The sequence below is a fragment of the Granulicella cerasi genome, from assembly GCF_025685575.1.
GTDB lineage: Bacteria > Acidobacteriota > Terriglobia > Terriglobales > Acidobacteriaceae > Granulicella > Granulicella cerasi.
Genome location: NZ_JAGSYD010000002.1, coordinates 880,265 through 905,208 on the forward strand (window position 1 = coordinate 880,265; position 24,944 = coordinate 905,208).

A 24,944-nucleotide genomic window follows, 5' to 3' on the forward strand; every position below is an offset into this window, starting at 1 on the left:
GCGAAGGACGCCATGATCACGCCACGGCATACTCATCCCACGATCGTCCTCGCAACTGCCATCGACAAGCAGATCCTTCACTTACGTTCAGGATGACAACTCGCGATAGGCGAACCACAAAGAAAAGAGGCAGACCGAAACGGCCTGCCTCTGCACTTACAACGTAGAACTTACAACGTACAACTACGTTACTCGACGTGATAATTCGGCGCCTCGCGCGTGATGACGACGTCATGCACATGCGACTCACGCAGACCAGCGCCGGAGATGCGGATGAAGCGCGCATTCTTCTGCAGCTCTTCGATCGTCGCGCAACCGAGGTAGCCCATGCCCGAGCGGAGACCGCCGACAAGCTGGTACACCATCGACTCCAGCGGTCCGCGGTGCGGCACGCGGCCTTCAATGCCTTCCGGCACGAACTTCGCGAGGCGGTTGCCGCCCGGCGTGCCTTCCTTCGAGGTCAGCGAGACACGCTCGCCGGTGTTCATATCTTCCTTGCCCTGGAAGTAGCGCTCGCCCGAGCCCTGCGCCATCGCGCTCAGCGAACCCATGCCGCGATACGCCTTGAACGAGCGGCCCTGGTACAAAATCGTTTCGCCTGGTGACTCGTCCACACCCGCAAACAGCGAGCCCATCATCACGATGCTCGCGCCCGCGCCGATGGCCTTGGTGATGTCGCCCGAATACTTGATACCGCCGTCCGCGATGACCGCCACGTTGTGCTTCGAAGCCGCCTTGTACGCCTCTGAAATCGCGGTGATCTGCGGCATACCTGCACCGGTCACCATGCGCGTTGTGCAGATCGAACCTGGGCCGATGCCGACCTTGATCGCATCCGCACCCGCGTCAATCAGCGCCATCGTGCCGTCGTAGGTGGCCACGTTGCCCGCAAGCAGCGTGATCTCCGGGAAGCGCTTCTTCACCTCGCTCACCGCTTCGAGCACGCGCGATGAGTGGCCGTGCGCCGAGTCGATCGCCAGCGCATCCGCGCGCATCTCCACCAGCGCTGCAGCGCGCTCGAGGAAGTCGCCGGTCGCGCCAATCGCACCCGCCACCAACAAGCGACCCTGCGCGTCCTTCGACGCGTTCGGGTACTTCAACTTCTTCTGAATGTCCTTGACCGTGATGAGGCCCTTGAGCTCATACGAGTCGTTGACCACCAGCAGTTTCTCGACGCGGTGCTGATGCAGAATCTCTTCCGCCTGCTCAAGCGTCGTGCCCACCGGAACGGTGATCAGGTTCTCCTTGGTCATCACCTCGGAGATCGGAATGTCCGTGCGCGAGACGAAGCGAAGATCGCGGTTGGTGAGGATGCCGACGAGCTTGCCGCTCTTCGTCACCGGCACGCCGGAGATCTTGTAACGGCGCATCATCTCAAGCGCAGCCGAGATCTGCTGCTCGGGCTCGATCGTGATCGGGTCAACGATCATGCCCGACTCCGAGCGCTTCACCTTGTCGATCTCCACGGCCTGCTGCTCGATGGTGAGGTTGCGGTGCACCACGCCCATGCCGCCTTGCTGCGCGATGGCAATCGCCATGCGCGACTCCGTGACCGTGTCCATAGCGGCGGACATAAGGGGTGTGGTCAGGGTGATGTTCTTGCTGAGGCGGGCGGCTGTACTTACTTGCGTCGGCACAACATCCGAATACGCAGGAACAAGGAGTACATCGTCAAACGTGAGAGCTTCCACTACCGGGAATTCGATCATGATTGAAAGTTGATCTTAAGCCTGTTTGCGAGGCGAAGCAAATAAGGTTGCCAAATCCCGGTGCAGAACGCGGTACGGAACTCGCCGGATTGATCGAATCTTCACGCATGGCACTGCCCCCGTGGCGTGTCTCTGCGACCGTAGCGCTCTTTGCGTCGAGGCTTCTCTGAGCGTCACGAACTCGGCCGGAAGACGAGACTCGACGCAAAGGGCGCGAAGGTTCGCCACGGTTTTCGTGCCCCGTCAGGTGATTCTTAAGAGCGAGAACCTTCGATCTCGGATTCGCGATAGACGAGCACTCTCCGCTAAACTTTCCGCACGCATCAATCGTCTTCTCCTGCACCACCATTTTTCCGAGGACCCTCTGCATGAAGCCCAAGCATCTTGCACTCGCGGCTGCAGCCATCGCTGCCTCCGCCGCCGTCGCGCAAACGGCCATCAAGTACCAGAAGCCGCCCGAAGCCATCGAAAAGCTCGTCGGCGCACAGCCGATCCCGACCGCGTCGCTCTCGCCGGACCGCAAGCTGCTGCTCATCGGCCTGCCGGACGGCTACCCAACCATCGCCGAGGTCGCCGAGCCGCGCATGCGCCTGGCCGGTCTGCGCTTCAACCCGACGACCTACAGCCCCTCGGTCGATAGCTACCGTACCGCGCTCAGCTTCCAGCCGCTCGACGGCGGCCCCGCGCGCAAGATCGCCGGCCTGCCCACGCCGCTGAAGGTCACCGACGTGCTCTGGTCCCCGGACTCCAAGCACATTGCCATCGTGCAGCGTTTTGAAAAGACCGCGAAGACCGCGCCCGGCTTGAAGCTCTACATCGTCGACGTCGCCTCCGCGACCGCGCATCCGCTCGCCGCAACGCTCAAGCTGAACTCTGTATTGAACGGCTCGCCGTGTGAATGGATGCCCGCGAGCACCGGTCTGCTCTGCAAGACCGTGCCGACCGCGCGCCCCGCCGCGCCCAAGCCGAGTGAGGTCCCCACCGGCCCGCACGTCAGCGAAAACCTCGGCAAGGCCACGCCTGCGCCGACCTACGAAGACATGCTCGCCACGCCGGATGACGAGGACCAGTTCGAGTACTACGCTACCGCGCAGCTTACCGAAATCCCGCTCAGCGGCGCGCCGAAGACGATCCTCAAGTCCGCCGTGCTGGACAACGTCGAGGTCTCGCCGGACGGCAAGTACGCGCTCGTCAGCATCGTGCATCGCCCGTTCAGCTACACCGTGCCGTACGAACGTTTCCCTATGCTCACCGAGCTTGTGGAGCTGAAGACCGGCAAGACGATCCACCTCAACGACCGCCCTGTGATCGACAACCTGCCCATCGTCCGCGATGCCGTGCCGACCGGCCCGCGCAGCTACGAGTGGCGCTCTGACGCCCCCGCAACGCTCGTCTGGGACGAGGCCGCCGACGGTGGCGACCCTCGCACCAAGGTCGAGATTCGCGACCGCATCATGAAGCTCGACGCGCCCTTCGTGGCCCAGCCCACCGTGCTGCTTGAGCTGCCCATGCGCCCCGCACGCCGCATCGTCTGGGGCAACGATCACCTCGCGCTCATCGCCGTTTCGCGCTGGGCCGACCGCAAAGCCGCGATGCTCTCGTTCGATCCCTCCACCAACGGCACAGCGAAGACCAAAACGCTTTGGGAAGGCTCCTCGCAGGACCGCTACCACTCGCCCGGCATGCCGGTGACGGTGCCGAACGCCGCTGGCAAGCGCGTGCTCGCGCTGACGCCGGACGCTTCGGCGATCTACTTCTTCTCACCCGGCGCCAGCCCCAAGGGCGACTACCCCTTCGTCGCCACTCTGCCGGTCGATGGCGGCAAGCCGACGATCCTGAGCCGCGCTGCCGATCCATACTTCACCGAGCCCATTGCCCTGCTCGGCGACGACCGCGTGCTCGTCCGCCGCGAATCGCAGACCGAGCCGCCGAACTACTTCGTGCAGACGATGAAGGGCCGCGTCGCCCCCATCGCCGTCACGCACTTCCCCTCGCCCTACGCGGGCATCGCCATGCCGACGCGCCAGTTGCTGCACTACAAGCGCGCCGACGGCGTCGACCTCTCCGCCGTACTGTGGACACCGGCGGGCTACGACAAATCCCAGGGCGCGCTGCCTACGCTGCTTGAGGCCTATCCGGCCGAGTTCAAGACGCGCGCCGCAGCCTCGCAGGTCTCCGGCTCGACCAATCGCTTCGTCACCTTCGGCTGGGGCACGCCGGTGTTCTTCACTCAGACCGGCTATGCCGTGCTGCAGAACACCTCCATTCCCATCATCGGCGAAGGCGACGCGCTGCCGAACGACACTTATGTCGAGCAACTCGTCGCCAGCGCGAAGGCTGCGATCGACTACTCCAGCTCGCTCGGCGTGGTGGACCCGACGCGCGTCGGCGTCATGGGTCACAGCTACGGCGCGTTCATGACAGCGAACCTGCTCGCGCACTCGAACCTCTTCCGCGCCGGCATCGCCCGCTCGGGAGCCTACAACCGCACGCTCACCCCCTACGGCTTCCAGAACGAAGACCGCACCTACTGGCAGGCCCCGCAGGTGTACTTCAATATGTCGCCGTTCTCCTTCGCGGACAAGATCAAGACACCGATCCTGCTCATCCACGGCGAGGCCGACGACAACACCGGCACCTTCCCCATCCAGAGCGAGCGCTTCTACGCCGCGCTGAAGGGCCAGGGCGCCACGGTGCGCCTCGTCTTCCTTCCGCTGGAGCCGCACCACTACGGCGCCAAGGAAAGCGTCGACCACATGCTCTGGGAGATGGAGCGCTGGCTCGACACGTATGTGAAGCCGAAGGAGCCGGTCGCGGCAGCGAAGTAGGCAACGCAACAACCGCGAACGGCGCAGAGTTCACGCTCTGCGCCGTTTTGCTTCTAGAGCATTTCGACCCGGCTGCGATAAGACTCTGGCGTTTCAATGACAAACGCCGTTTGCCCCGCGAGGGCTAACAGGTCGCTGTCGCCGCTCACGAGCAGTTCCGCATGCGCCGTGTGCGCGAGATCGAGGAATGGCTGATCCTTCACATCACGGCAGTGGATGGGACAAGAGCTGACCTCTGCCACTACCTCGCAAAACGGCAGATACTGCGCCAACAACTCGCGTTGATCCTCTGCCGACAGCCTGAACTTGGGATACGCCAGCACTCGCGTGAGCTCCGCCGCCGTAGCCGTTGCAACAAGCGGCACGCAATCGCCTGACTCCCAATGCGCCAGCAACCAAGCGAGTCGGCCCCCGCGAAACAGCAGCGCAGACACGACGGTTGTGGTGTCGAAGACGACGCGGCGCGGCATGTTTACTCGCGCGCCCACATCACGGCGTCAGCGACATCGGACTCCGTGATGCCAAGCTGCTCGAGCTTTGCCTTCACCTCATCCAGACGGCTGGGGCGCATCGGCTTCAGCACGATGGACTCGCCATCCGTGCTCACCTCGAAGTACTCGACCTTGCCGAAGCGCGCGATAACAGCTTTGGGGAGCGTGATCTGGTTCTTGATCGTCTTCTTCGCGAGCATCCGTTGCCTCCGGAGGAAAGTAAGGAAACAAGGAAATGATACTCCGAGCTGTCGCAATCGATCTTGCCTTCCCCCACAAACCGGCCTACACTAAATACAGCAGATGATTCCTTTCTGCCCTGACCGTGAGCGCACCGGCAGTCGGCGGAAGTGGAGTGGGCGAAAGCCCACTTTTTTATTTGCCCTGAACTGGCCTCAGCGCATCACGCCCCGGCCCATAACCGCATCAAAAGTCGAGTCTGACGTTATGGCAATTTCGCTGGAATCAATTCGCGCCACCGCAGAACGAGTCGCGACTTCGCACGGCCTGGAGGTCGTCGAAGTTGAGTTCGCGGGCGGTGGCAAGCATCGCACTCTGCGTGTTTTCGTCGAAAAGGACGAGGCCGGTCGCGCAGCTCTGCGCGCGCAGGCCGAGGATCCCGAACAGGCCGAACTATTGCCCAAGGGCGTGCCGCTCGAAGTTCTCTCCGGCACCACGCATGAGGATTGCGCGGCCTTCGCGCAGGACTTCGGCACCGTGCTCGATGTCGAGGAGCTCATCCCCGGCACGACCGAGTACACCCTCGAAGTCAGCTCCCCGGGTCTTGAGCGCAAGCTGCTCAAGCCCGCCGACTGGACCCGCTTCAACGGCCAGATCGTGAAGCTGCAAACCTTTACTCCTGTCGAGGCTAACCGCCACTTCACCGGCCGACTCACCGCCTTCGACGGCACCGACCTTACGCTGGACCTTTCTGCCGTAAAGCAGAAGGGGAAGGCCAAGAAATCCAGCACCTCGCAGACGGTATCCATCGCTCTGCACAACGTGGAAAAGGCGCACCTCGTCGCCGAAATCTAAGAAAGGCAAGGGTCCAGGTTCCAGGGCCCAGGGTCCAGCGAGTACATCGCGTTCCCTCACCCCTGGCCCCTGAGCCCTGAACCCTCGAAAATGGCAAGCCCTCTTTATCAGTCCATCGAATTGCTTTCGCGCGAAAAAGGCATCGACCCGGAGATCGTGGTCGGGGCCGTGGAAGACGCCATCGCGTTGGCGACGCGCAAGTTCTACAAGACCACCGAGAACATGCGCGGTGAGTTCGACCGCGAGACCGGCGAAATCCGCGCCTATGTCTACAAGACCGTCGTCGAAGGCGAAGAGCAGGTAGAAGAACCCGAGAACCAGTTGACGCTCGACGCCGCGCGCGAAATCGCGCCCGAGGTCGAAGTCGGCGGCGAACTGCGCTTCTATAAGGACACCTCCCCGCTCGGCCGCATCGCCGCGCAGATGGCCAAGCAGGTCATCTTCCAGAAGGTGCGCGAAGCAGAGCGCGACACCGTATTCCTCGAATATGGCGACAAGTCCGGCGAAATCATCAATGCGACCGTCAAGCGCCTCGAGCCGATGGACGTGATCTTCGACCTCGGCAAGGCGGAAGCCCGTATGCCGAAGCGTGAGCAGAGCCGCCTTGAGCAGTTCGCCGTCGGCGAGCGCGTTCGCGTCGTACTGCTTCGCGTGGACCGCGCCGCCAAGGGCCCGCAGGTCATCGTGAGCCGCGCCGCTCCTGCGCTGGTGCAGAGCCTCTTCCAGTCCGAAGTGCCGGAAATCTACGACGGCACCGTGGCCGTGAAGGCGATCGCCCGCGAAGCCGGCGAGCGCACCAAGATCGCCGTACAGAGCCGCGATAAGGACGTCGACCCCGTCGGCGCCTGCGTCGGCATGAAGGGCATGCGCGTGCAGTCGATCATCCGCGAACTCCGCGGCGAAAAGATCGACATCATCGAGTACTCGGACGAGATCACGACCTTTGCCGAGAAGGCTTTGCAGCCGGCCAAGGCATCGCGCGTTTCGATCACCGATCTGGCGGAAAAGCAGCTTGAAGTCATCGTGGACGACACGCAGCTTTCGCTCGCCATCGGCAAGAAGGGCCAGAACGTCCGCCTCGCGGCGAAGCTCCTGGGCTGGAAGATCGACATCAAGAGCGAGGAAGAGAAGCGCCAGGAAGTCGAACAGCAGATGCAGGCGATGAGCGGCGGTCCGTCGACGCCGATCGAGCAGGTGACCGAACTCGACCACGCCATCATGGAAAAGCTGATCGCCGCTGGCATCACGACCGTGGAAGCCGTGGCCGACATGACCGAGGAAGAGCTCGGCGAGGTTCCGGGCATTGGCGAGAAGTCGGTGACCAAGATCGCAACCGCCGTGCGCCACTACTTCGGACACTACGAAGAAGGCGAAGCGAGGCCTGAAGTCGCCGCGGAAGAGCGTCCGGCGACTCCGGTTGCCGCAGTTGCATCCAACGAGGTCGAGGAGACATCTATGTCACAGACCCCTGAAGAGATCCTGGCCGCTGAAGGCGCTGAAAACGGTTCGGTAGAAGAAGTAGACACGGTTTCAACCGAAGAGATCGCCGACGCAGAGGATCAGGCTTCGCGCCTCGATGCCAATGACGACGCGGATGCTCGCGAAGCCGAAATTGAACTGAATAACGACACCATAGATCAGCTTGTCGACGACGCTCAGGAGAATTCGAGCGAAGGAATCGATGAGTAAAGTTCCACAAAATCGGGCAGCGAAGACGCAATCTTCGCTGCCCGATAAAACAGGCACTAACAAATTTGCAACGTTCGCGCGATAATGTAAGCAGAGGCGAGCGTTGTTTGTGACCAACGCCACCTCGACACTCTTCAACGACAAGGTTTTCTATGACCAGCTAGCGCCGAAGAGTCGGCCCACGGTGAACCGCGCGGCCCAACAAGGATTGAATGAGCAAAGTTCGTATCAATGATCTCGCCCGTGAGCTTGAAGTCAAGAGCAAGTCGATTCTCGACGCCTTGACCGCCGTTGGCGTTACCGAAAAGAAGACCCACTCCTCGTCCATTGAGGAAGACGAAGCCGAAAAGGTCCGTGGCTATCTGACCCGCGGCTCGCGTCCGGCTGCAGCGAAAACCGCTGCTCCTGCGAACGATAAGGGCTTCGACCTCTCGAAAGTTTCCAAGCCCGGCGACGCGCTGAAGGCGATCCTGGAGCGCAAGCAGGCCGAACAGGCCGCGAAGAATGCGCCCCCGGTGGCTCCGCGTCCGGCTGTGGCTGTTGCTCCCCCGGCTCGTCCGGTGGTGGCAGCTCCCCCCGCTGGCGTCGTGCGTCCCGCCGTGGCGGTGGCTCCTCCGGCAGCGCCTGTGGTGGCCGCTCCGGCAGCGCCTGCGCCCGTCGTGAACGCGGCTCCTGCTGCGCCCGCAGCACCGGCCGCACCTGTGCGCCGCGTGGTGATGCCGCAGACCCGTCGCGAGGGACCGAACATCATCTCCCCAGCACCGGCAATCGCGAGCAAGCAGCCCGCAAACCCGGTCGTGGTCGTGCGTCCGGCAGCCGTTCCGGCTGCGCCCGCAGCGGCGACTCCGGCGGCAGCGGCTCCCCGTCCCGCAGCACCGGCAGCGCCCGTAGTGGCAGCGCCGCCCGCTGCGCCTGCGGTGGAAGCACCGACCGCGCCCGTGGAAGCTCCGGCAGCCGCAGCAGCGCCTGAGGCACCGGCGGCTCCTGCAGCCCCGGCTACACCGGTTCGTCGCGTGATCATGCCGCAGACCGGCCCGCGCCCCACCTACACGGCCGCTCCTGGAGCAGCCGCGGCGGTGCGTCGCCCCATCTTTGAGCGTCCGCGCCCCGGCGCAGGCGGCCCTGGCGGTCCCGGAGGCAACTTCCCTCCCGGCTCGCGTCCGCCGCTCGCACCTGGCGCACGTCGCCCGATGCACCCGACGCGTTCGTTCCCGGGTGGTCCCGGAGGCCCTGGCGGCCCCGGCGGCCGTCCTGGCTTCCCGCCGCGTCCTGGCTTTGGCAATCGCCCCGGCTTCGGTGGCCCGCGCGCAGGCGTAGGCCCCGGTGGCATGTTGCCGCCAGCGGATGCCCCGGCAGCACCGGGAGCCAATCGTCCCGGAGCTCGTCCTGCTGGACGTGGCCGTGCGGGCGGACAACGCTACGAGAAGAACAAGGAAGTCGCTCTCAAGGGCTACCAGCCGCGCTCCGGCGCAGCTCAGATCCCCATGGGCCAGGTGCCGATCACCAAGCAGATCACGGTGACGGAAGGTATCTCGGTAAAGGACCTCGCTGAAAAGCTCGACATTCGCGGTAAGGACCTCATCGCCACGCTGCTCATGCGCGGCGTCATGGTGACCGTGAACCAGTCGCTCGACGGCGAACTCGTCAAGGACGTAGCGCGCCAGTTTGGTGCGGACGCCACCGTCATCTCGGTGGAAGAGCAGCTGGAGAACGAAGCGCTCGAGACCCTGATCGAGAACACCGAAGGCCTTGTCGAAATCACGCGCGCCCCGGTCGTCACGATCATGGGCCACGTCGATCACGGTAAGACCTCGCTGCTCGACGCGATCCGCTCGACGGACGTGGCGGCTGGCGAAGCCGGCGGCATCACGCAGCACATCGGTGCGTACAAGGTGCACGTCACCAAGCCCGATTCGCCGGCGTTCGGTCGCGAGATCGTCTTCCTCGATACCCCGGGCCACGAAGCCTTCACCCGCATGCGTGCTCGCGGTGCGAAGATCACCGACATCGTCGTCGTGGTCGTCGCGGCCGATGACGGCGTGATGCCCCAGACACTCGAAGCCATCGATCACGCCCGCGCGGCGAAGGTTCCGATGATCGTGGCGGTCAACAAGATCGATAAGCCCGAAGCCGATCCCTCGAAGGTCATGCAGCAGCTTGCTGCGCGTGGCGTTCAGGCGACCAGCATGGGTGGAGACATCGAATTCGTTGAAGTTTCGGCCAAGAAGCGCCTGAACCTCGACGGCCTCGAAGAAATGATCTGCCTGGTCGCAGACACGAACGAGCAAAAGGCCACGCCGGACCGCCCCGCAGTGGGTACGGTCATCGAAGCCAAGCTCGATCGCGGTCGCGGTGCGGTGGCATCGATCCTCGTGCAGAACGGTACGCTGAAGTCGGGCGACAGCTTCATCGTCGGCAACACCTTCGGCAAGATCCGCGCCATGTTCGATGATCGTGGTCGCGCTATCGACGAAGCCGGTCCTTCGACCCCGGTCGAAATCCTCGGCCTCGAGTCGATCCCGGATGCGGGCGACACCTTCCTCGTCATGGCCGATCGCGACCGTGCCAAGGAAATCGCCAAGTACCGCTCGATGAAGGAGCGCGAAGCTCAGCTTGCGAAGTCCTCGCGCGTCTCGCTCGAAGGCCTCTCCGAGCAAATCAAGATGGCGGGCGTCAAGGACCTCAACCTTATCCTCAAGGGCGACGTGCAGGGCTCGGTGGAAGTACTCGCCGACAGCCTCAGCCGCATGTCGACCGAGAAGGTGCGCGTCAAGGTGCTGCACTCCGGCGTCGGTGCCATCACCGAATCCGATGTGCTGCTCGCGACGGCGTCGAACGCCATCATCATCGGCTTCAACGTGCGCCCCGAGCGCAAGGCACAGGACCTCGCCGATCAGGAAAAGGTCGAGATTCGCCTGCACTCGATCATCTACGAGCTCCAGGACGAGATGACGAAGGCGATGCTCGGCTTGCTCGACACCGTCTACAAGGAGAACTACGAAGGCCGCGCCGAAGTGCTCAACGTCTTCAAGATCACCAAGGTCGGTCAGATCGCCGGTTCGGTCGTGCGCGATGGTCTCATCAAGCGCGACATGGGCGTCCGCGTACTGCGCGACGGCACCGAGGTCTGGAAGGGCAAGTTCGCTTCCCTCAAGCGCTTCAAGGATGACGTCTCCGAAGTCCGCCAGGGCGTCGAGTGCGGTATCGATCTCGCCGGCTTCAAGGACATCAAGGTGGGCGACATCATCGAGGCCTTCACGACCGAGAAGATGGCCGCCGATCTGGGCCACAACGTTGCTGACCTCAAGAAGCAGCAGATGGCCGAGCTCGCCAAGGCGAAGGAAGCTGAAGACGAAGCCAAGAAGGCAGAAGCCAGCGTCTAATTCACGAACCATTACAAAACAAAAACGCCGCGAGCCATCGCGGCGTTTTTCTTGCGCGTTAGCATAGAGACAGGAGTTCCCCCTTGCCGTTGCAACGCCGAGATTGCCTTACCTGCATTGCCCGCGGGCCGGATTGCTTTTGCCATCTGCCGCACGAAGCCCTGCGCGATCTGCAGGGGCTGGGACGCAACGTGGTGCTTAGCAAAGGTCAGCAGTTGATGCACGAAGGCGATGAGGCTGAGCAGGTATACATGGTCTGTGCGGGGCACCTGAAGCTCTATGCGTCTTCTGCCGACGGCAAGGTGCTGCTGCTGCGTATGGCTGGCCCCGGGGATGTGCTCGGTCTGGCATCGGCGATCCGCGGCACACAGCAGAAGCTCACGGTGGAAGCGCTCGAGCCTTGCGAAGTAAAGTCCGTCCGCAAGCCGGAGTTCCTGCGCTTTGCGGAGAAGTATCGCGAGGCGGGCAAGAACATCGCCAACGCCACGGCGAAGGAGTACGAGACAGCACTCGTCAGCGCGCGACGTCTTGCGTTGTCTGGCTCGGCGAGCGCCAAGCTGGCCAGCCTACTCTTCGAGCTGGCGCAGCTCAACGGCCACGACACGAAGGCAAACGCGGTTGAGATCCCCATGCCGCTCACGCACGAGGAACTCGGCTCGATGTGCGGGATCTCGCGCGAAACCGTCACGCGTACACTCACTCGTTTTGCGGCGGAAGGTTCGGTCGAGCAGCTGCCCGGTCGCCTTGTAGTTCGTGATCTTCCAGCTCTTGAAGCGCATTTCAGCTAACAGCTTTCCACTCTAAGACAAAAAATACAGGGGAGGTTTCCCTCCCCTGCTTGGGCTAACCGACGAGATCGTGGTCCGGTTGCGGCGCGTACTCGTAGTCGTACGCTTCGTGCACCACGATCGGAATCTCCTTGAAGTTCTCCACCGGCGGAGGCGAAGGCACGGTCCACTCGAGTCCATACGCTCCCCATGGATTCGCCGATGCCTTCTTGCCGTACTTCAGCGACCAGCAGAGATAGCAGAGTGTGAGCAGGTATCCCATGCCCATCACCGACGCCCCTGCGGTCGAGAAGACATTCAGCACCTGCCACTCCGGCGGATACATGCCATAGCGCCGCGGCATGCCCAGGTAGCCGACGATGAAGAGCGGACCGAAGGTGAAGAAGAAGCCGATGAAGATAATGATCGCGGCGACCTTTGCCAGCGGTTCCGAATACATGCGCCCGGTCATCTTGGGCCACCAAAAATGGAGCCCCCCGAGGTAACCCATGATGACCGAGCCCACCATCACGAAGTGAAAGTGCGCGACGACGAAGTAGGTCTCCGTCAGGTGCACATCCATTCCCAGCGACCCAAGAAATACGCCCGTGCATCCACCGATAACGAACAAACCGAGGAAGCACAACGCATAGACCAGAGGCGCGCTGAACGTGATGGAGCCTTTATAAAGAGTCGCCAGCCAGTTGAAGGTCTTGATGGCCGAAGGCACCGCAACCAGCATCGTGAGCAGCGAAAAGACGAGCGCCGAGTACTGGCTGACGCCCATGATGAACATGTGGTGCTCCCACACCAGGAAGCCGAAGACGGCGATCGCAACTGAAGAGAACGCCACAGCGGTGTAGCCGAAGATGCGCTTGCGCGTGAAGCAGGCGATGATCTCCGAGATCACGGCCATCGACGGCAGCAGCATCACATACACCGCCGGGTGCGAGTAGAACCAGAACAAGTGCTGGAATAGCAGAGGGTCGCCACCGATCGCAGGATCGAAGATGCCGATACCGACCAGGCGTTCCAGGGCGACGAGCACGATGGCAATCGCCACCACCGGCGTGCCGAGCACCATGATGATCGACGCCGCGTAGTGCGACCACACGAAGAGCGGCAGACGGAACCATGTAAGCCCCGGTGCTCTCATACGATGCACCGTCACGATGAAGTTCAAGCCGGTGAAGATCGACGAGAAGCCCGCGACGAACGCTGCCAGGCCTGCAGAGATCACGTTCGTGTTCACGAAGCGTGTCGAGAGCGGCGCTGTGAAGGTCCAGCCCGTATCCACACCGCCCGCAGCCACAGTGCCCAGCAACAGCAACCCTGCGACGAGGAAGCAGTACCAGCTCAGCAGGTTGATGCGCGGAAACGCGAGGTCTCTTGCGCCCAGCATCAGCGGCAGGATGAAGTTGCCGATCACCGCAGGGATCGCAGGGATGAGCACGAAGAAGACCATCACCACGCCGTGCATGGTGAACACCTTGTTGAAGGTGTCGAGCGACATCATGTCCGGCTGCGGCGTCAGCAGTTCAAGGCGAAGCATGAAGGCCAACAGGCCACCGATGATGAAGAAGAACGTGACGCCCATCAGGTACAGCCACGCGATGCGCTTGTGGTCCTGCGTGAGCAACCAGCTCTTCACGCCGTGCGAGGCGTTCAGGTAATTCAGCTCGGCCTCGGCCGGCTCATTCCGATCGACAGTAAGGGGGGCGGTGACTGCTGCGGAACTCATGAATACACACTCCTTGCGCTGGAGCCGAACGCGGGCAACGTAGCTGCTGCCAGCGCTCGCAGCGCCTGCTCGGCGACAGCGAAGACGATCATCGGCGGGCATGCCTCCGAGGTGCCGTAGCCCGCGCAGGGCGCGTCCTTCGGGCAAACGACCGCGCGACGCAAAGCGTTCTTGCATCCCGGGCAGTTCCCTTTGCAGGACGATTCTTTGCCAGCCGACTTCTTTTGCAGAATGTTGAACGACATCGCTGTTCTCCGTGACCTAAGCATCGCGCTGCCTGGCGCGCGGCGCTGTGATGGCCGTCACAGGGTTTGTCGTTGGTGTGTAAAAGTGCTGTCGCGAGTCGTCAGCGAAAAGAGAACGACACCTTCCCTGACATACTCGTCACTGAATCACTGACACGCTGGAAAGATCGCTTCCACCTCAACGATCCGCGAATCCCGCCGGAACTCTGGACATGCGGATCCCTGGCACTCTGATGTGCGCGACACCATGCCACCCGGGATGAAAACGCGAGATACTGAACACGCTATGAATCTCGACGCTTTGCAAACGGCTCTTCGCGACAACAACCTCGACGGCTGGCTCTTCTACGACCACCATCACCGCGACCCCATCGCCTACCGCATCCTCGGACTGGATGCGAACAGCTTCGTATCGCGTCGCTGGTTCTATTTCGTGCCTGCGTACGGTCAGCCGAAGAAGCTCGTGCATCGCATCGAACCCGGCAAGCTCGACACGCTGCCCGGCGCAAAGGAAGAGTATTCGTCGTGGCAGGAGCTTGAGGCCAAGCTCGCTGCAATGCTCGGAGGTGCGCGCACCGTGGCGATGCAATACTCGCCGCGCAACGCCATCATGTACGTCGCGATGGTCGATGCAGGCACGGTCGAACTCGTGCGCTCCTTCGGCAAGGACGTGCGCTCGTCCGCGGACCTCGTCAGCGTCTTCGAAGCAGTGCTCACCGAAGAGCAGATCGCCACACACTACGTCGCGCAACAGCGACTCGATGGCGTGCTGCAAGCTGCATGGAAGAAGATCGGAGACGACGTGCGCGCAGGCCGCGCCATCGGCGAGATCGACGTCGTGAACTTCCTGCTTGAGGGCATCGCTCGCGAAGGCCTCTTCACCGACCACGGCCCCAACTGTTCGGCAGGACCGAACTCCGCAGACTCGCACTACGAGCCGACGCGCGATAGCTCACGCCTGATCCAGCGCGGAGACTTCGTGCTGATTGACGTATGGGCGAAGCTGGCGAATGATCCGAGCGCGATCTGGTACGACATCACGTGGACCGGCGTCGTCGATCGCGAACCCACTGAGCGCGAAACGCTCATCTTCAACACCGTGCGCGATGCTCGCGATGCTTCGATCGCAGCGGTTGAAAAAGCTTACGCGGAAGGCCGCAGCATCGCAGGCTGGGAAGCCGACGATGCCTCCCGCAACGTGATTCGCGAGGCAGGCTTCGGCCAGTGGTTCACGCACCGTACCGGCCACAATATCGCCATCGAACTGCACGGCAACGGCGCGCACCTCGACAACCTCGAGACACACGACGAACGCCTGCTGCTGCCGAACACCTGCTTCTCCGTCGAGCCGGGCATTTACTTCCCCGGCGAGTTCGGCGTGCGCAGCGAGGTAAACATGATCACGCGGCCCGGCAAGGCCGTCGTGACCGGGCCGCGACAAACGGAACTTGTGCGGATCTAAAACTCGGTAAAACGGGTGCCCCACATCTCGATTTCTCAGATGTGAGTCTGCAGGATTCCCGCGAGCAGAGCTTCCGCGAGCTGAACATCAGCGCTCTCCCACATCTGCAGCAAGCGCAGATGTGGGGCACCCGACGTCCTTGCCGATCAGCGCGATCGCTTCATCACCTCAAGCGTCGCCTCGACGACCGCGTCCGGCTCTTCGTACGGTGGACAGTGTCCGACCTTGCGCAGCAGCACGCGTTCATACGGGCCGACAAACTGCGCTTCCAATCCTTCGGTCGTGTACAGCGGATAGAGCGGATCATCGTCGCCCGTGAGCACGATCGTGGGCACAGCGATCCTGGGCTTGCTCCGGAGCTTCGCCTCCATCTCTTCCAACGAGGGGTCGCCTGCGATCATCGCCGTGCGCCAGCGATACTGCTGCAACGTCGTTGCCATCCAGTCCGCATTGCCGAAGCTCTCCGCCGCGTCCGCGAATGTGCCATCAGAGAACTTCCAGTTGGGCGACCACATCTCCCAGCACTGCTTGGTGAACTCCACGCGCCGCTCCTGCAGCACGGTTTCGCCCAGCGGCAACTGCATCACATGCCGATACCACTGCTGCGCCAACTCCTCCATCGTGCGCGGCAGCTTCGTCGCCAGCGTCTGCGGATCCAGCACGGTATAACCGTTCATCGAGATCAGCGCACGCACGCGCTCAGGCCAAAGCGACGCCACGACACATGCCGCGCGGCCGCCCCAGTCATAGCCCACCAAGGTAGCCCGCTCGATCTGCAACGCGTCCATCAACTCGACGATGTCCGCGCCGAGCCGCGACTGTTGCGCGTTCCGCGCAATGGTGGCGTCGCGATACTTCGTCGGCCCGAAACCTCGCAAATAGGGCACGATCACACGCAGTCCCTGCTTGGCGAGCGGCTTGGCCACCTTGTCGAACGAGCGCGGATCGTACGGCCAGCCATGCAGCAGCAACACCACATCGGCGTTCTCCGCGCCATACTCCTCGTAGGCGAACTCCAGCTCGCTCGTTACCACGGTCTTCACCTCAGGCCTGCCGAATCCAAACATCGTCGATCTCCTTTAGCAAGTTCGATGCTAACTGCTAGAATCCTAGCGATGGCCACTGAATCGCAGCAGATCGCTCAACGTATTCCGGGCGAAAAATCCTCGCTTCCCACGCTTGCCCTGATCGCGGGCTGGCTGATCCCCGGCGCAGGACACCTCGTCGTTCGCAAGCCGATTCGCGCGGCGCTGCTCTTCGTCTCCATTCTCGGCATGTTCGTCGTGGGGCTCTCGCTACAAGGCAAGGTCTACTCGTTCGGCACGGACTCCATCATCGATAAGCTCTGCTTCGTCGCACAGCTTGGGCTCGGCGTGCTCTTTGGCATTGCCAAGGGTGCGGGCTGGGGAGCTTCCTCGGCTGTGAATACGATGGCTGACTACGGCGGCAAGTTCCTCATTGCCGGTGGTCTGCTGAACGTGATCGCCGCCGTAGACGCTCTTTCGCTGGCCAACGGAAGGAAGGCGTCCTAATGCACAGCCACTTCTCTGCGGTCCTGCTCTTCGCACTTTTCACGTCGGTGGTCTTCGGCATCACGCAGCGCTCCGAGCCGAAGATGATGATCCGCTTCGGTGCGTTCTGCTTTGTGCTTTTTGTCGGCGGCGTGGTCCTTGCCAGCTGGCTGATGTTCGCCATCAAGCACTAGCTCGTCCCTACGCACTGTCATCCTGAACGCAATGAAAGCTCTGCTGGCTCGTCCGGCAGAGCTTTACTGCTGTGTGCTGCCTGTGCTGGAGCCGCTGCCGAAGCTGCCGGACGAGCCGCCGAAAGAACTGCCTGAAGGCGTTCCGAAGGTGCTTGTGCCGAAGGCCGATCCCGTCGAGCCGGTGCTGCCGGTGGAACCGCTGCTGCCGCCAAAGCCGGTCGCAGACTGCGAGCTCATGCCGCCGCCGAGAATGCTCACCTTGGCCTTCAGCAGCTCGATGCGCGGGTCATACCAGAACTCCCACGTCTCGTAGGTCTCCTGCGCGTTGGGCGTCAGGATGGACGATCCGGAACGCGAGGTGCCCACGCCGACGATGACGCCGCCCGTACTGTCGCCGAACATGCCCCCGCCGCTGCCAGAGCTTCCAGAAGCACCGCTGGGGCCCGTCGAGCCGCTGCTCCCGCCGATGGTCGCTTGATCAAAGCCGCCCGCCAAGCCACCCGCGCTGATTGTCGAGGAACTTGTACCCGCGCTCGTGGCGCCAGAGGTCATTCCTGCCGCCGAGCCAAGGCCGCCGCCACCGCCTCCGATGCTGCTCAGGTCCTTGCCGAAGAAGCTCTTGATCGTCGTCTTCTGCTCGCCCTGGTGGATGAGCCGATAGTCGGCCTTGCCCGTCAACGGGTCGATGTACTTCTGGCGCAGGTAGCGGATGTTGTTATTGTTCTCGAGCGCTTTGATCGAAGCGGGATAGCCGTTGTTCTTGCGGTAGTAAAGCTGGATCGCGCGCACATACTGCTGCGCGCGATGCTCGCTTTCCACTTCCTTATCGCGGCGGAGGTCCTTCGCCACGATCGGTGCGGCGACCGCCAGCGTGATCAGCATGATCGCCGCCACGACGATCACCGCGAGCAGCAGAAAGCCAGACTCCGCATCCGCGGGGCGTGCGCGCTGCGCGAGTTGGCGTTCAGTCAGCATGAGAACGTTTAGTGTTGCAGCGGAATCGACTGCGTGTTCTTGTTTACCAGGTCTTCGATCATCGACTGGCTCGAGCCTACGCTCTTCACCTTGTACTTGCGTGCGATGATCTCGCCCTCGAGCGCCATGTAGACGTCGTCGCCGCTGGTATAGAAGCCCAGCATCCGGCCCTGCGCGTCCTTCTCCGTACCGAAGAACTTCAGGTTGATCGGCGGGCACGTCGGCGGGCAAGTCGGCGGCGGTGGCGGAGGAGCCAGTGGCGGCGGAGGAGGCAGCTTCACCTTCTTCGGTCGAGCCGCCGGAACGTCCGTCGGCAACGCTTCCACCATCGCGTTCAGCGAGAAGATATTGCGGCCCGAACCGGAGTAGACGAGCGACTCCGTGCGCAGCATCGCCTCTTCGTCCAGCGAGGGGTCGAGCCCCTTGCTGCTGCTCGCGAGCTTCTCTGCAGGAACGCCCGCAGCTACCGGTGCGCCGGTATTGTTGCCGCGCGCGGCAGAGGCGCTGCTGCTGCTCGTGGAAGTCGTAGTCGCTGCTGGCTTCGCCGGTGTAATCGTTGGCGGCGGTGTCGGCGCAGGCGTGCTGCCGCCGAACAACTGCGTGTACGCGTAGATCATGCACACCAGCGCCAGTGCGCCGAGGCCGCCTGCGGCGATCGTCTTCTTGCGGTTTTCTGCGCCCTGCTTCACTGCGCACCTCCCGCATTCGGCTTCGCTTCGTTGCCCGGAATCACCAGTTCGCGCGTCGACTCATCCACGGTCGAAGGACGCAGGTACGTCATCAGGCGGATGCGAAGATTCACCTGCCCCGTCTGCTGGCCCGTCAGGTTGATGCCACTGATCACAAAGAACGTGTGGTCACGCTCCAGCGCGTTGAGAAACTGCACCACCGGGCGGTAGTCGCCGCTCACGCTTGCGTCCATGCGGACTTCGGTGAGCGCATACTTGCCCGAGAGCTGCGGCAGTTGGCTGTACTGCACACGCGTCAGGCGTACACCGGACTTCTTCGCCAGTGCGCCAAGCTCCGCCGCCACCTGCGAGTAGGCGTACGGCAGACGCGCGCCGTAGAACGCATCCGCGTCCTCGGTCGAGCGGTCCACCTTGGAATCGAGACCGCGCAATGGCTGCGCTGCGATCTCTGCGGCCTTGCTCTGCGCCCGCGCGGCGGAGAGTGCCGTTTCGCTGTTCTGGTCCAGCGCATTCCAAAGCACGAAGAGGTGGATGATCAGGTAAAGCACGATCACCAGCAACGCGGCAACGCCAGCGTAGTGCAGGTTCACGGCCGTCAGCAGCGCCTTGGCGCGCTCGGTCAGCTTGGGCAGGCGCCCTGCCAGCGAAGAACTATTCGGCGGCAGCGTCGGAGTCGAAGAACTCATCGCGCACCTCCCTGCACCGGTCGTGCCGGCGGAACGAACGGCTTCAGCACGATGCCATCGCGGTGATTGCCCACATGACGCGTCGGCCCATGGCCCGCAGCGACCGGGACATCCGTTACGCCCGGCGTGCTGCTATCAGTCTTCGCCTTCGTAAAGCGGAAAGGCTCATTCGTCGGCAACGGATTGTAGTTGGCGAGGATGTCGAACTCGACGCCCGCAGGCACGGCCGGGTTCACCGGCGCACCGCTGCGTCCAGCTTCCTTCGACTGCGTCGCTTCACCGCTCAGACGCGGCTGCAGGAAGCGCTTCGAGCGTTCGAGGTTACGGACGAGCAGTACCGCGCGGTCGCGGTCACCCGCCACGCGCAGGCGGATGATCACATCGCCTTCCTGCGAAACCTGCGGCTCGATCGCCGTCACCTGCACCCCGGTCGGCAACACGGTTTCCAGGTCCATCATCACCGCGGTCCAGGAGAAGCTCTTGCGGAGGAAAAGCTGATTGAGGAAGTGCGCGCGGTCGAGCACCGCAGCGTTCTGCGGCAGCTTCATGCGGTTCTCCGCCGCGACCTTTTCGCTCTGCACCTTGTTCGTCGAGGCCTGCACCGCGGCGATCTGCTGCTCGGCGCGCTGCAGCTTCTTCGACTGCACATGCGCCCAGATACCCAGCGCGATCACCAGCACGCCGAGCGCGCCCATGACGATGCGCAGGCGCAGAAAGAATGGCCGCAGCTCAACAAACGGACGTGTTGCGAGATTGACTTGAACCTTCATCCGCGCAACGCTCCTCGCACTCCGGCCAGCGATCCGCGGCTCACACGTGCTGATACCGCATCAGCGCCGATCGCGTCTGCAGTGACCAGCTCCTGCACGCGCAGCCCATCCGTACTTGCGACGCCCTGCGCTTCCAGCACGCGCTGCAACGCTGACGCGCTCAACATACCCACGCTCAGAATCGTCTCCGCTACGGCGGTCAACGTGTCCTCGTAATACGCAGCCGCCACGTTCACGGCTTGCGCCACTTCCAGCGCGAACGCCTCAGCGGGCAGAGCCTCGGCCGAGTGGGACTCATGCAGCGCCACCACCGGTTCATGCACGACGGCGGGCACAGACACAGGCGGCACCTGCAAGATCGCGTTGTGCAACTCCGCGTTCAGATCAGCCAGCGCGCTCGGTTCGGCGTACGGCGAAGCCTGCACAGGCGCAGGCTCCTGCGCATAAGGATTGCGGCCATGCTCCGGCAGCGGCTGCTGCGCGGCCCATTCTTCCTGCGTGTCTTCGAGCGAAACCAGCGGCAGCGCCACGAGGTTCTCGTCAGCGACTGGCACCGGCGGAATCGGCACGCCCACAGGCTCGGCATGGAGGTCCACCGTGCGATGCAGCAGCAGAATGCCCTCGCGCGAAATCGCAGTAGTGACGCTCAAGCCGCTGACATTCACCACGAGAGATGTCTGTCCCGGCTCCAGCCCCGCCAGCGACGCCAGCGTGCTGGGCAACACTGCGCCCGGCTCGAAGCCGGCTTCGCGGACAACGCCTTCATACTCGCCGAGCACATCGCGCGGGATTGCCACAGCCAGCACGCGAACGAGTTGCTTGGTGTGGCTCAACACCTGGAAGCTCACCATCGCATCATCGGCGTCAAACGGCACCAGCTTCTTCAAGCGGAACCGCACGAGCGGAAGCGCTTCGCTCAGCTTCGTGGGGAGCGCTTCAAACTCCAGCAGCAGCACGCGGCAAGCGCCATCGGGAATCACCACGGTAACGTCAGCGTTGCGCGTGTTCGGCTTCGCGCCCACGGCGTCAAACGCCTTGCGCAGAGCGGCTACCACGGCCACGCGATCGACGAGATTTCCGGGCTTCAGCGACGGTGTTACGGCACCGCGCTCGAGCTTCACCGAAGTGATCGCTGCCAGCGGTGCTGTCACGGACTCGGACCGTGCGGCGGTCACGCCCTGCGGCGCAATTTCACATGCCGCGCGCGGTCGCGTTCCTGAGGCTTTGGGCAAAAAATTCATCAAGGCTCTGTCTAGTGTACCGGCCAAAAGCTGATTTTGTTCGGGCTCTTGTCCGTTGGACGCAGTGGAAGAAGAGACGTTATTTCATCCGCTTGGAAAACTTGCGGCGCTTCCTCCACGGCACCGGTACAGGCTATCGTCCAGCCTCGACGAAGGTCACCTTGTTGATCTCTTTCAGCGTCGTGATGCCGTCACGCACGCGCTCCAGCGCCGAGTCACGCAGGAAGGCCATGCCCTTGGCCTTGGCCTTCTTGCGGATCTCCGAGCCGGGACGCTTTTCGAGCAGCATCTCGCGAATTTCGTCGTCGAGTTCCAGCAGTTCGTGGATCGCTGATCGGCCACGATACCCCGTGCCGCCGCACTCGATGCAGCCCGGGCCTTCTTTGAAGACGACGTCGCGCCACTCGGCCGGGTCAAGCCCGTTCTCGATCAATTCTTCATCCGTGTAATGCACCGGGCGCACACAGAACTCGCAGATCTGACGCACGAGTCGCTGCGCCAGAATGCAGTTCAACGCGGAGACGAAGTTGTACGGCTCCACGCCCATGTTCAGGAATCGGCCAAGCACGTCGACCACGTTGTTCGCGTGCACCGTGGTGAACACAAGGTGGCCGGTGAGCGCTGAGTTGATGGCGATCTGCGCCGTCTCCGCGTCACGGATTTCGCCGACCAGAATCTTGTCCGGGTCGTGACGCAGAATCGAACGCAGACCACGCGCAAACGTGAGGCCCTTTTTCTCGTTGACCGGAATCTGCGTGATGCCGCGGATCTGGTACTCAACCGGGTCTTCGATGGTGATGATCTTGTCTTCTTCGCTCTTGATCTCGTTCAGCGCCGCGTAAAGCGTCGTCGTCTTACCGGAACCCGTCGGGCCGGTGACGAGCACCATGCCGTACGGCTCCTTGATGTACTTGCGGAAGCGCGAAAGGTCCTTCTCCGCAAAGCCCACCACGTCGAGCGAGAGCTTCGTGAACTTCTCCGACATCGACTCCTTGTCGAGCACACGGAGTACGCAGTTTTCGCCGTGCACCGTCGGCATGATCGACACACGAAAATCGATGAGGCGGCCCTTGTAGCGCACGCGGAAACGACCGTCCTGCGGCACGCGGCGCTCGGCGATGTCGAGCTCGCTCATGACCTTGATACGCGACAGAATCGTCTGGTGATGCTCGCGCGCGATGGGCGCCATCGCCTGTTGCAGCACACCGTCGATGCGGTACTTCACCAGCAACGAGTCGTCGTAGGTTTCGAGATGAATATCCGAAGCGCGGCGCTCAAGTGCGGTGAAGATCGTCGTGTCGACGAGGCGGATGATCGGCGAAATGTCGTCGTCGGCCGTCAGCTTTTCGATCGAGATCGACTCGTCCGCGTTCTCTTCGCTCGAGAGCACATCGAAGGCCAGACCTTCGCTGGCTTCGTCGAGCACACGCTGCGACTGCTCGGTCTTCTTCAGCAGATCGGCGATCTGCGAGTTCGTTGCGACGCGCGTGACGATGCGGCGACCCAGCAGACCAGCGATTTCGTCGAAGACCATCAGGCGCGAGGGGTCAGAAACCGCGATCGCGAGATGGTTATCGTTCTGCTCCAGCGGAACGAAGTTGTAGCGGAACATCAAGTCAACGGGCACGCTCTTAAAGAGTTCGTGCTCGATCTTGAAGTTCTTCAGGTCGATGAACTCCGCGTGGTAGCGGCGCGCGAGTCGCTGCGCACGCTCCGGCTCGGTGAGCATATCGTTGTCGTAAAGCTGCGGGATTGGAGGAGCTGCGGCCATGGTGTTTGGACTCCTGTCCATAAGTTCCGGTGAGCGCGACGGCTAGCTGCCGCCGCCCACACCGTTCAAGCTGAAGATCGGCAGATACAGCGCGATCAAAATCACAACGACGACGACGCCCATCACGATCAGAATCGCCGGTTCAATCAGGCTCATGATCGCGGCCAGCGAGGTCTGCACGTCTTCCTCGAAGAACTCGGCGACGGAGTTGAGCATCTGCGGCAACGCGCCGGTAGACTCGCCGACTTCGATCATTTCAATCGAGAGCGCCGGGAAAACGCCGGTGTTTGCAAGGCTGATCGACAACCCCTTGCCCTCGCGCACGTTCTCAACCGAGGAGTATACGGCCTTCTGCACAGAGCGTGAATCGATGGAGCGCGCCGCGGTCTCAAGGCTGGGTACCAGCGGCAGGCCGCCCTGCAGCAGTGTGGAAAGCGTTCGCGAGAAGAGGCCGACCTGATACTTCAGCCACACCTGCCCGATCACCGGCAGGTTCACGCGCACGCGATCGATCAGCGTGGCACCGCCCTCGGTCTTCGTCCAGCGGATGATGCCGTAGACAATCAGCGCGACCACCGCACCGATGTAGATGCCGTAATGCTGTGCGCCCTGGCCGATCTCGAGCAGCAGCAGCGTGAGGCCGGGCAGCTTGGTGCCGAGCTGATCATAGAGCTGCGCGAAGCGCGGCACTACGAACGTGACCAGGAAGATGAAAAGACCGATCACCATCAGGATCAGGAAGGTCGGATAGATCAGCGACGCCTTCAGCTTCTTGCGGAAGGTCAGCGACACTCGCTGGAAGTCGAGGAATCGCTGGAGCACCTCTTCAAGGTTGCCGGAGCGCTCGCCCGCCTGCAGGGTTACGGTGTAGACCAGCGGAAAAGAGCCCTGCGCGTCGAACGCCTGCGAGATGGCCTCTCCGGTTTTCACGCGGGTGGCCACGTCGCCAAGCTGCGCGGCGAAGCTCTCGTCCTTTTGGCGTTTGGCCAGCAGGTCGATAGAGCCGAGGATCGGCAGGCCCGCTCGGATCAGCGTCAGGAACTGCTGGTTGAAGATCAGGAAGGTGTCGAGCTTGACCTTCTTTTTCTGTGCGATGCCGAGCGTCGACCGTGGCTTGACCGAGTAAACGAGGTAGCCGGCTTGCGTGAAGCGAGCGCGCAGCTCGTCGGCCGTTGCGGCGGCGTGGGTCTGCTCAAGGATGCGGCCGCGCTCGTCGGCGATTTTTACGATGAATTCGGTCATTGCTTGGAAGCGATTGCTAGTTCCAGTTTAGACGGAGCAGAAATGAAAATGGCCCCGCGTCCGCGGAGCCATTCTCTTGAAATCTTGTTTTCAATTAGACGCTGAAGCTCGAACCGCAACCGCAGGTCGACTTCACCTGGGGGTTCTCGAACTTGAAGCCAGCGGCCTCGAGCGTTTCGACATAATCCACCGTGCAGCCGTTCAGGTACATCGCGCTGGTCGCGTCGACGAAAACCTTCAGGTCGCCCACGTTGACGATCTTGTCCATCATGCCGGCGCCGTTCTCGAAGCTCATCGAGTACTGGAAGCCCGAGCATCCGCCACCGACCACGCCGATGCGCAGACCAGCCGGGATCGGGTCCTGCGTCGCCATGATTTCCTTGACCTTCGCGACCGCCGAGTCCGTGAGAACCACAGGGCCCTTCGCAGGAGCGCCGGTTACGACTTCGGGTGCGGTTACCACTTCAGGAGTCACAGATGCAGTCGACATAGGGAAAAACCTCCAAAAACCTTCT

At 62.6% G+C, this 24,944-nt stretch carries 22 protein-coding genes; 8 read left to right on the top strand and 14 right to left on the bottom strand.

Annotation, left to right across the window (positions count from 1 at the left end):
• Positions 1–188: 188 nt before the first annotated feature.
• Positions 189–1,709 carry an IMP dehydrogenase gene (gene guaB, locus OHL11_RS09235; protein WP_263371198.1) on the bottom strand — a complete coding sequence of 507 codons (1,521 nt, stop codon included), beginning with the start codon at positions 1,707–1,709 and terminating at the stop codon, positions 189–191.
• A 368-nt stretch (positions 1,710–2,077) separates the two neighbouring features.
• Here guaB and OHL11_RS09240 point away from each other — a divergent pair, with 368 nt between their 5' ends.
• Positions 2,078–4,537 carry an alpha/beta hydrolase family protein gene (locus OHL11_RS09240; RefSeq protein WP_263371199.1) on the top strand — a complete coding sequence of 820 codons (2,460 nt, stop codon included), beginning with the start codon at positions 2,078–2,080 and terminating at the stop codon, positions 4,535–4,537.
• Between the two features lie 53 nt (positions 4,538–4,590).
• On the opposite strand, the gene OHL11_RS09245 is transcribed toward OHL11_RS09240, so the two are convergent.
• On the bottom strand, positions 4,591–5,007 hold the full coding sequence (locus OHL11_RS09245; RefSeq protein WP_263371200.1) for a putative toxin-antitoxin system toxin component, PIN family: 417 nt from the start codon (positions 5,005–5,007) through the stop codon (positions 4,591–4,593).
• Positions 5,008–5,009: 2 nt separating this feature from the next.
• The gene (locus OHL11_RS09250) at positions 5,010–5,228 is read right to left on the bottom strand and encodes a hypothetical protein (protein ID WP_263371201.1); all 219 of its coding nucleotides are present in this window, start codon (positions 5,226–5,228) and stop codon (positions 5,010–5,012) included.
• Between the two features lie 247 nt (positions 5,229–5,475).
• Between OHL11_RS09250 and OHL11_RS09255 the strand changes: the two genes are divergently transcribed.
• The 4 genes from OHL11_RS09255 to OHL11_RS09270 all read left to right on the top strand — a co-directional run bounded on the left by OHL11_RS09255 (position 5,476) and on the right by OHL11_RS09270 (position 11,923).
• Entirely contained in the window at positions 5,476–6,063 is a 588-nt protein-coding gene (locus tag OHL11_RS09255; protein ID WP_263371202.1) for a ribosome maturation factor RimP, read from the top strand.
• 90 nt (positions 6,064–6,153) lie between these two features.
• Positions 6,154–7,752, top strand: coding sequence for a transcription termination factor NusA (gene nusA, locus OHL11_RS09260; protein WP_263371203.1), 1,599 nt, complete (start codon positions 6,154–6,156; stop codon positions 7,750–7,752).
• Positions 7,753–7,964: 212 nt separating this feature from the next.
• On the top strand, positions 7,965–11,135 hold the full coding sequence (gene infB, locus OHL11_RS09265) for a translation initiation factor IF-2 (protein WP_263371204.1): 3,171 nt from the start codon (positions 7,965–7,967) through the stop codon (positions 11,133–11,135).
• An 83-nt stretch (positions 11,136–11,218) separates the two neighbouring features.
• On the top strand, positions 11,219–11,923 hold the full coding sequence (locus OHL11_RS09270; protein WP_263371205.1) for a Crp/Fnr family transcriptional regulator: 705 nt from the start codon (positions 11,219–11,221) through the stop codon (positions 11,921–11,923).
• Positions 11,924–11,978: 55 nt separating this feature from the next.
• Here OHL11_RS09270 and OHL11_RS09275 read toward each other — a convergent pair whose 3' ends face one another.
• Both OHL11_RS09275 and OHL11_RS09280 read right to left on the bottom strand, forming a co-directional pair.
• Entirely contained in the window at positions 11,979–13,643 is a 1,665-nt protein-coding gene (locus OHL11_RS09275) for a cytochrome c oxidase subunit I (protein ID WP_263371206.1), read from the bottom strand.
• Entirely contained in the window at positions 13,640–13,888 is a 249-nt protein-coding gene (locus tag OHL11_RS09280; RefSeq protein ID WP_263371207.1) for a hypothetical protein, read from the bottom strand. The genes OHL11_RS09275 and OHL11_RS09280 overlap by 4 nt, the downstream gene beginning before the upstream one ends.
• Before the next feature lie 286 nt (positions 13,889–14,174).
• On the opposite strand from OHL11_RS09280, the gene OHL11_RS09285 reads away from it, so the two are divergent.
• Positions 14,175–15,350 carry a M24 family metallopeptidase gene (locus OHL11_RS09285; RefSeq protein ID WP_263371208.1) on the top strand — a complete coding sequence of 392 codons (1,176 nt, stop codon included), beginning with the start codon at positions 14,175–14,177 and terminating at the stop codon, positions 15,348–15,350.
• Positions 15,351–15,496: 146 nt separating this feature from the next.
• On the opposite strand, the gene OHL11_RS09290 is transcribed toward OHL11_RS09285, so the two are convergent.
• Positions 15,497–16,417: an alpha/beta fold hydrolase gene (locus OHL11_RS09290; protein ID WP_263371209.1), complete on the bottom strand. Its 921-nt coding sequence runs from the start codon at positions 16,415–16,417 to the stop codon at positions 15,497–15,499.
• A 48-nt stretch (positions 16,418–16,465) separates the two neighbouring features.
• Between OHL11_RS09290 and OHL11_RS09295 the strand changes: the two genes are divergently transcribed.
• The gene (locus OHL11_RS09295) at positions 16,466–16,882 is read left to right on the top strand and encodes a DUF6677 family protein (protein ID WP_263371210.1); all 417 of its coding nucleotides are present in this window, start codon (positions 16,466–16,468) and stop codon (positions 16,880–16,882) included.
• Positions 16,882–17,055 (top strand): hypothetical protein, encoded by a 174-nt coding sequence (locus OHL11_RS09300; protein ID WP_263371211.1) that lies wholly within the window; start codon positions 16,882–16,884, stop codon positions 17,053–17,055. The genes OHL11_RS09295 and OHL11_RS09300 overlap by 1 nt, the downstream gene beginning before the upstream one ends.
• A 63-nt stretch (positions 17,056–17,118) precedes the next feature.
• Here the strand turns inward: OHL11_RS09300 and OHL11_RS09305 are convergent, their stop codons facing one another.
• The 8 genes from OHL11_RS09305 to OHL11_RS09340 all read right to left on the bottom strand — a co-directional run bounded on the left by OHL11_RS09305 (position 17,119) and on the right by OHL11_RS09340 (position 24,919).
• Entirely contained in the window at positions 17,119–18,030 is a 912-nt protein-coding gene (locus OHL11_RS09305; RefSeq protein WP_263371212.1) for a type II secretion system protein, read from the bottom strand.
• Positions 18,031–18,038: 8 nt separating this feature from the next.
• Complete coding sequence (locus tag OHL11_RS09310; RefSeq protein WP_263371213.1) at positions 18,039–18,719, bottom strand: hypothetical protein; 681 nt, start codon at positions 18,717–18,719, stop codon at positions 18,039–18,041.
• The gene (locus OHL11_RS09315; protein ID WP_263371214.1) at positions 18,716–19,405 is read right to left on the bottom strand and encodes a GspMb/PilO family protein; all 690 of its coding nucleotides are present in this window, start codon (positions 19,403–19,405) and stop codon (positions 18,716–18,718) included. The genes OHL11_RS09310 and OHL11_RS09315 overlap by 4 nt, the downstream gene beginning before the upstream one ends.
• On the bottom strand, positions 19,402–20,175 hold the full coding sequence (locus OHL11_RS09320; protein ID WP_263371215.1) for a PilN domain-containing protein: 774 nt from the start codon (positions 20,173–20,175) through the stop codon (positions 19,402–19,404). The genes OHL11_RS09315 and OHL11_RS09320 overlap by 4 nt, the downstream gene beginning before the upstream one ends.
• Positions 20,172–21,416, bottom strand: a complete 1,245-nt coding sequence (gene pilM / locus OHL11_RS09325) for a type IV pilus biogenesis protein PilM (protein WP_263371216.1) — start codon at positions 21,414–21,416, stop codon at positions 20,172–20,174. Before pilM ends, OHL11_RS09320 begins: the two co-directional genes overlap by 4 nt.
• A gap of 133 nt (positions 21,417–21,549) precedes the next feature.
• Positions 21,550–23,187: a GspE/PulE family protein gene (locus tag OHL11_RS09330; protein WP_263371217.1), complete on the bottom strand. Its 1,638-nt coding sequence runs from the start codon at positions 23,185–23,187 to the stop codon at positions 21,550–21,552.
• 42 nt (positions 23,188–23,229) lie between these two features.
• The gene (locus tag OHL11_RS09335) at positions 23,230–24,429 is read right to left on the bottom strand and encodes a type II secretion system F family protein (protein ID WP_263371218.1); all 1,200 of its coding nucleotides are present in this window, start codon (positions 24,427–24,429) and stop codon (positions 23,230–23,232) included.
• Between the two features lie 94 nt (positions 24,430–24,523).
• The gene (locus OHL11_RS09340; protein WP_263371219.1) at positions 24,524–24,919 is read right to left on the bottom strand and encodes a HesB/IscA family protein; all 396 of its coding nucleotides are present in this window, start codon (positions 24,917–24,919) and stop codon (positions 24,524–24,526) included.
• Positions 24,920–24,944: the final 25 nt, after the last annotated feature.

Coding starts and splice junctions, on each gene's coding strand:
- OHL11_RS09290 (WP_263371209.1), bottom strand. CDS start 16,417: ATGTTTGGATTCGGCAGGCCTGAGGTGAAGACCGTGGTAACGAGCGAG.
- OHL11_RS09340 (WP_263371219.1), bottom strand. CDS start 24,919: ATGTCGACTGCATCTGTGACTCCTGAAGTGGTAACCGCACCCGAAGTC.
- OHL11_RS09335 (WP_263371218.1), bottom strand. CDS start 24,429: ATGACCGAATTCATCGTAAAAATCGCCGACGAGCGCGGCCGCATCCTT.
- OHL11_RS09300 (WP_263371211.1), top strand. CDS start 16,882: ATGCACAGCCACTTCTCTGCGGTCCTGCTCTTCGCACTTTTCACGTCG.
- nusA (WP_263371203.1), top strand. CDS start 6,154: ATGGCAAGCCCTCTTTATCAGTCCATCGAATTGCTTTCGCGCGAAAAA.
- OHL11_RS09295 (WP_263371210.1), top strand. CDS start 16,466: ATGGCCACTGAATCGCAGCAGATCGCTCAACGTATTCCGGGCGAAAAA.
- OHL11_RS09330 (WP_263371217.1), bottom strand. CDS start 23,187: ATGGCCGCAGCTCCTCCAATCCCGCAGCTTTACGACAACGATATGCTC.
- OHL11_RS09245 (WP_263371200.1), bottom strand. CDS start 5,007: ATGCCGCGCCGCGTCGTCTTCGACACCACAACCGTCGTGTCTGCGCTG.
- infB (WP_263371204.1), top strand. CDS start 7,965: ATGAGCAAAGTTCGTATCAATGATCTCGCCCGTGAGCTTGAAGTCAAG.
- OHL11_RS09315 (WP_263371214.1), bottom strand. CDS start 19,405: ATGAGTTCTTCGACTCCGACGCTGCCGCCGAATAGTTCTTCGCTGGCA.
- OHL11_RS09240 (WP_263371199.1), top strand. CDS start 2,078: ATGAAGCCCAAGCATCTTGCACTCGCGGCTGCAGCCATCGCTGCCTCC.
- OHL11_RS09280 (WP_263371207.1), bottom strand. CDS start 13,888: ATGTCGTTCAACATTCTGCAAAAGAAGTCGGCTGGCAAAGAATCGTCC.
- OHL11_RS09305 (WP_263371212.1), bottom strand. CDS start 18,030: ATGCTGACTGAACGCCAACTCGCGCAGCGCGCACGCCCCGCGGATGCG.
- OHL11_RS09275 (WP_263371206.1), bottom strand. CDS start 13,643: ATGAGTTCCGCAGCAGTCACCGCCCCCCTTACTGTCGATCGGAATGAG.
- OHL11_RS09320 (WP_263371215.1), bottom strand. CDS start 20,175: ATGAAGGTTCAAGTCAATCTCGCAACACGTCCGTTTGTTGAGCTGCGG.
- guaB (WP_263371198.1), bottom strand. CDS start 1,709: ATGATCGAATTCCCGGTAGTGGAAGCTCTCACGTTTGACGATGTACTC.
- OHL11_RS09255 (WP_263371202.1), top strand. CDS start 5,476: ATGGCAATTTCGCTGGAATCAATTCGCGCCACCGCAGAACGAGTCGCG.
- OHL11_RS09250 (WP_263371201.1), bottom strand. CDS start 5,228: ATGCTCGCGAAGAAGACGATCAAGAACCAGATCACGCTCCCCAAAGCT.
- OHL11_RS09285 (WP_263371208.1), top strand. CDS start 14,175: ATGAATCTCGACGCTTTGCAAACGGCTCTTCGCGACAACAACCTCGAC.
- pilM (WP_263371216.1), bottom strand. CDS start 21,416: ATGAATTTTTTGCCCAAAGCCTCAGGAACGCGACCGCGCGCGGCATGT.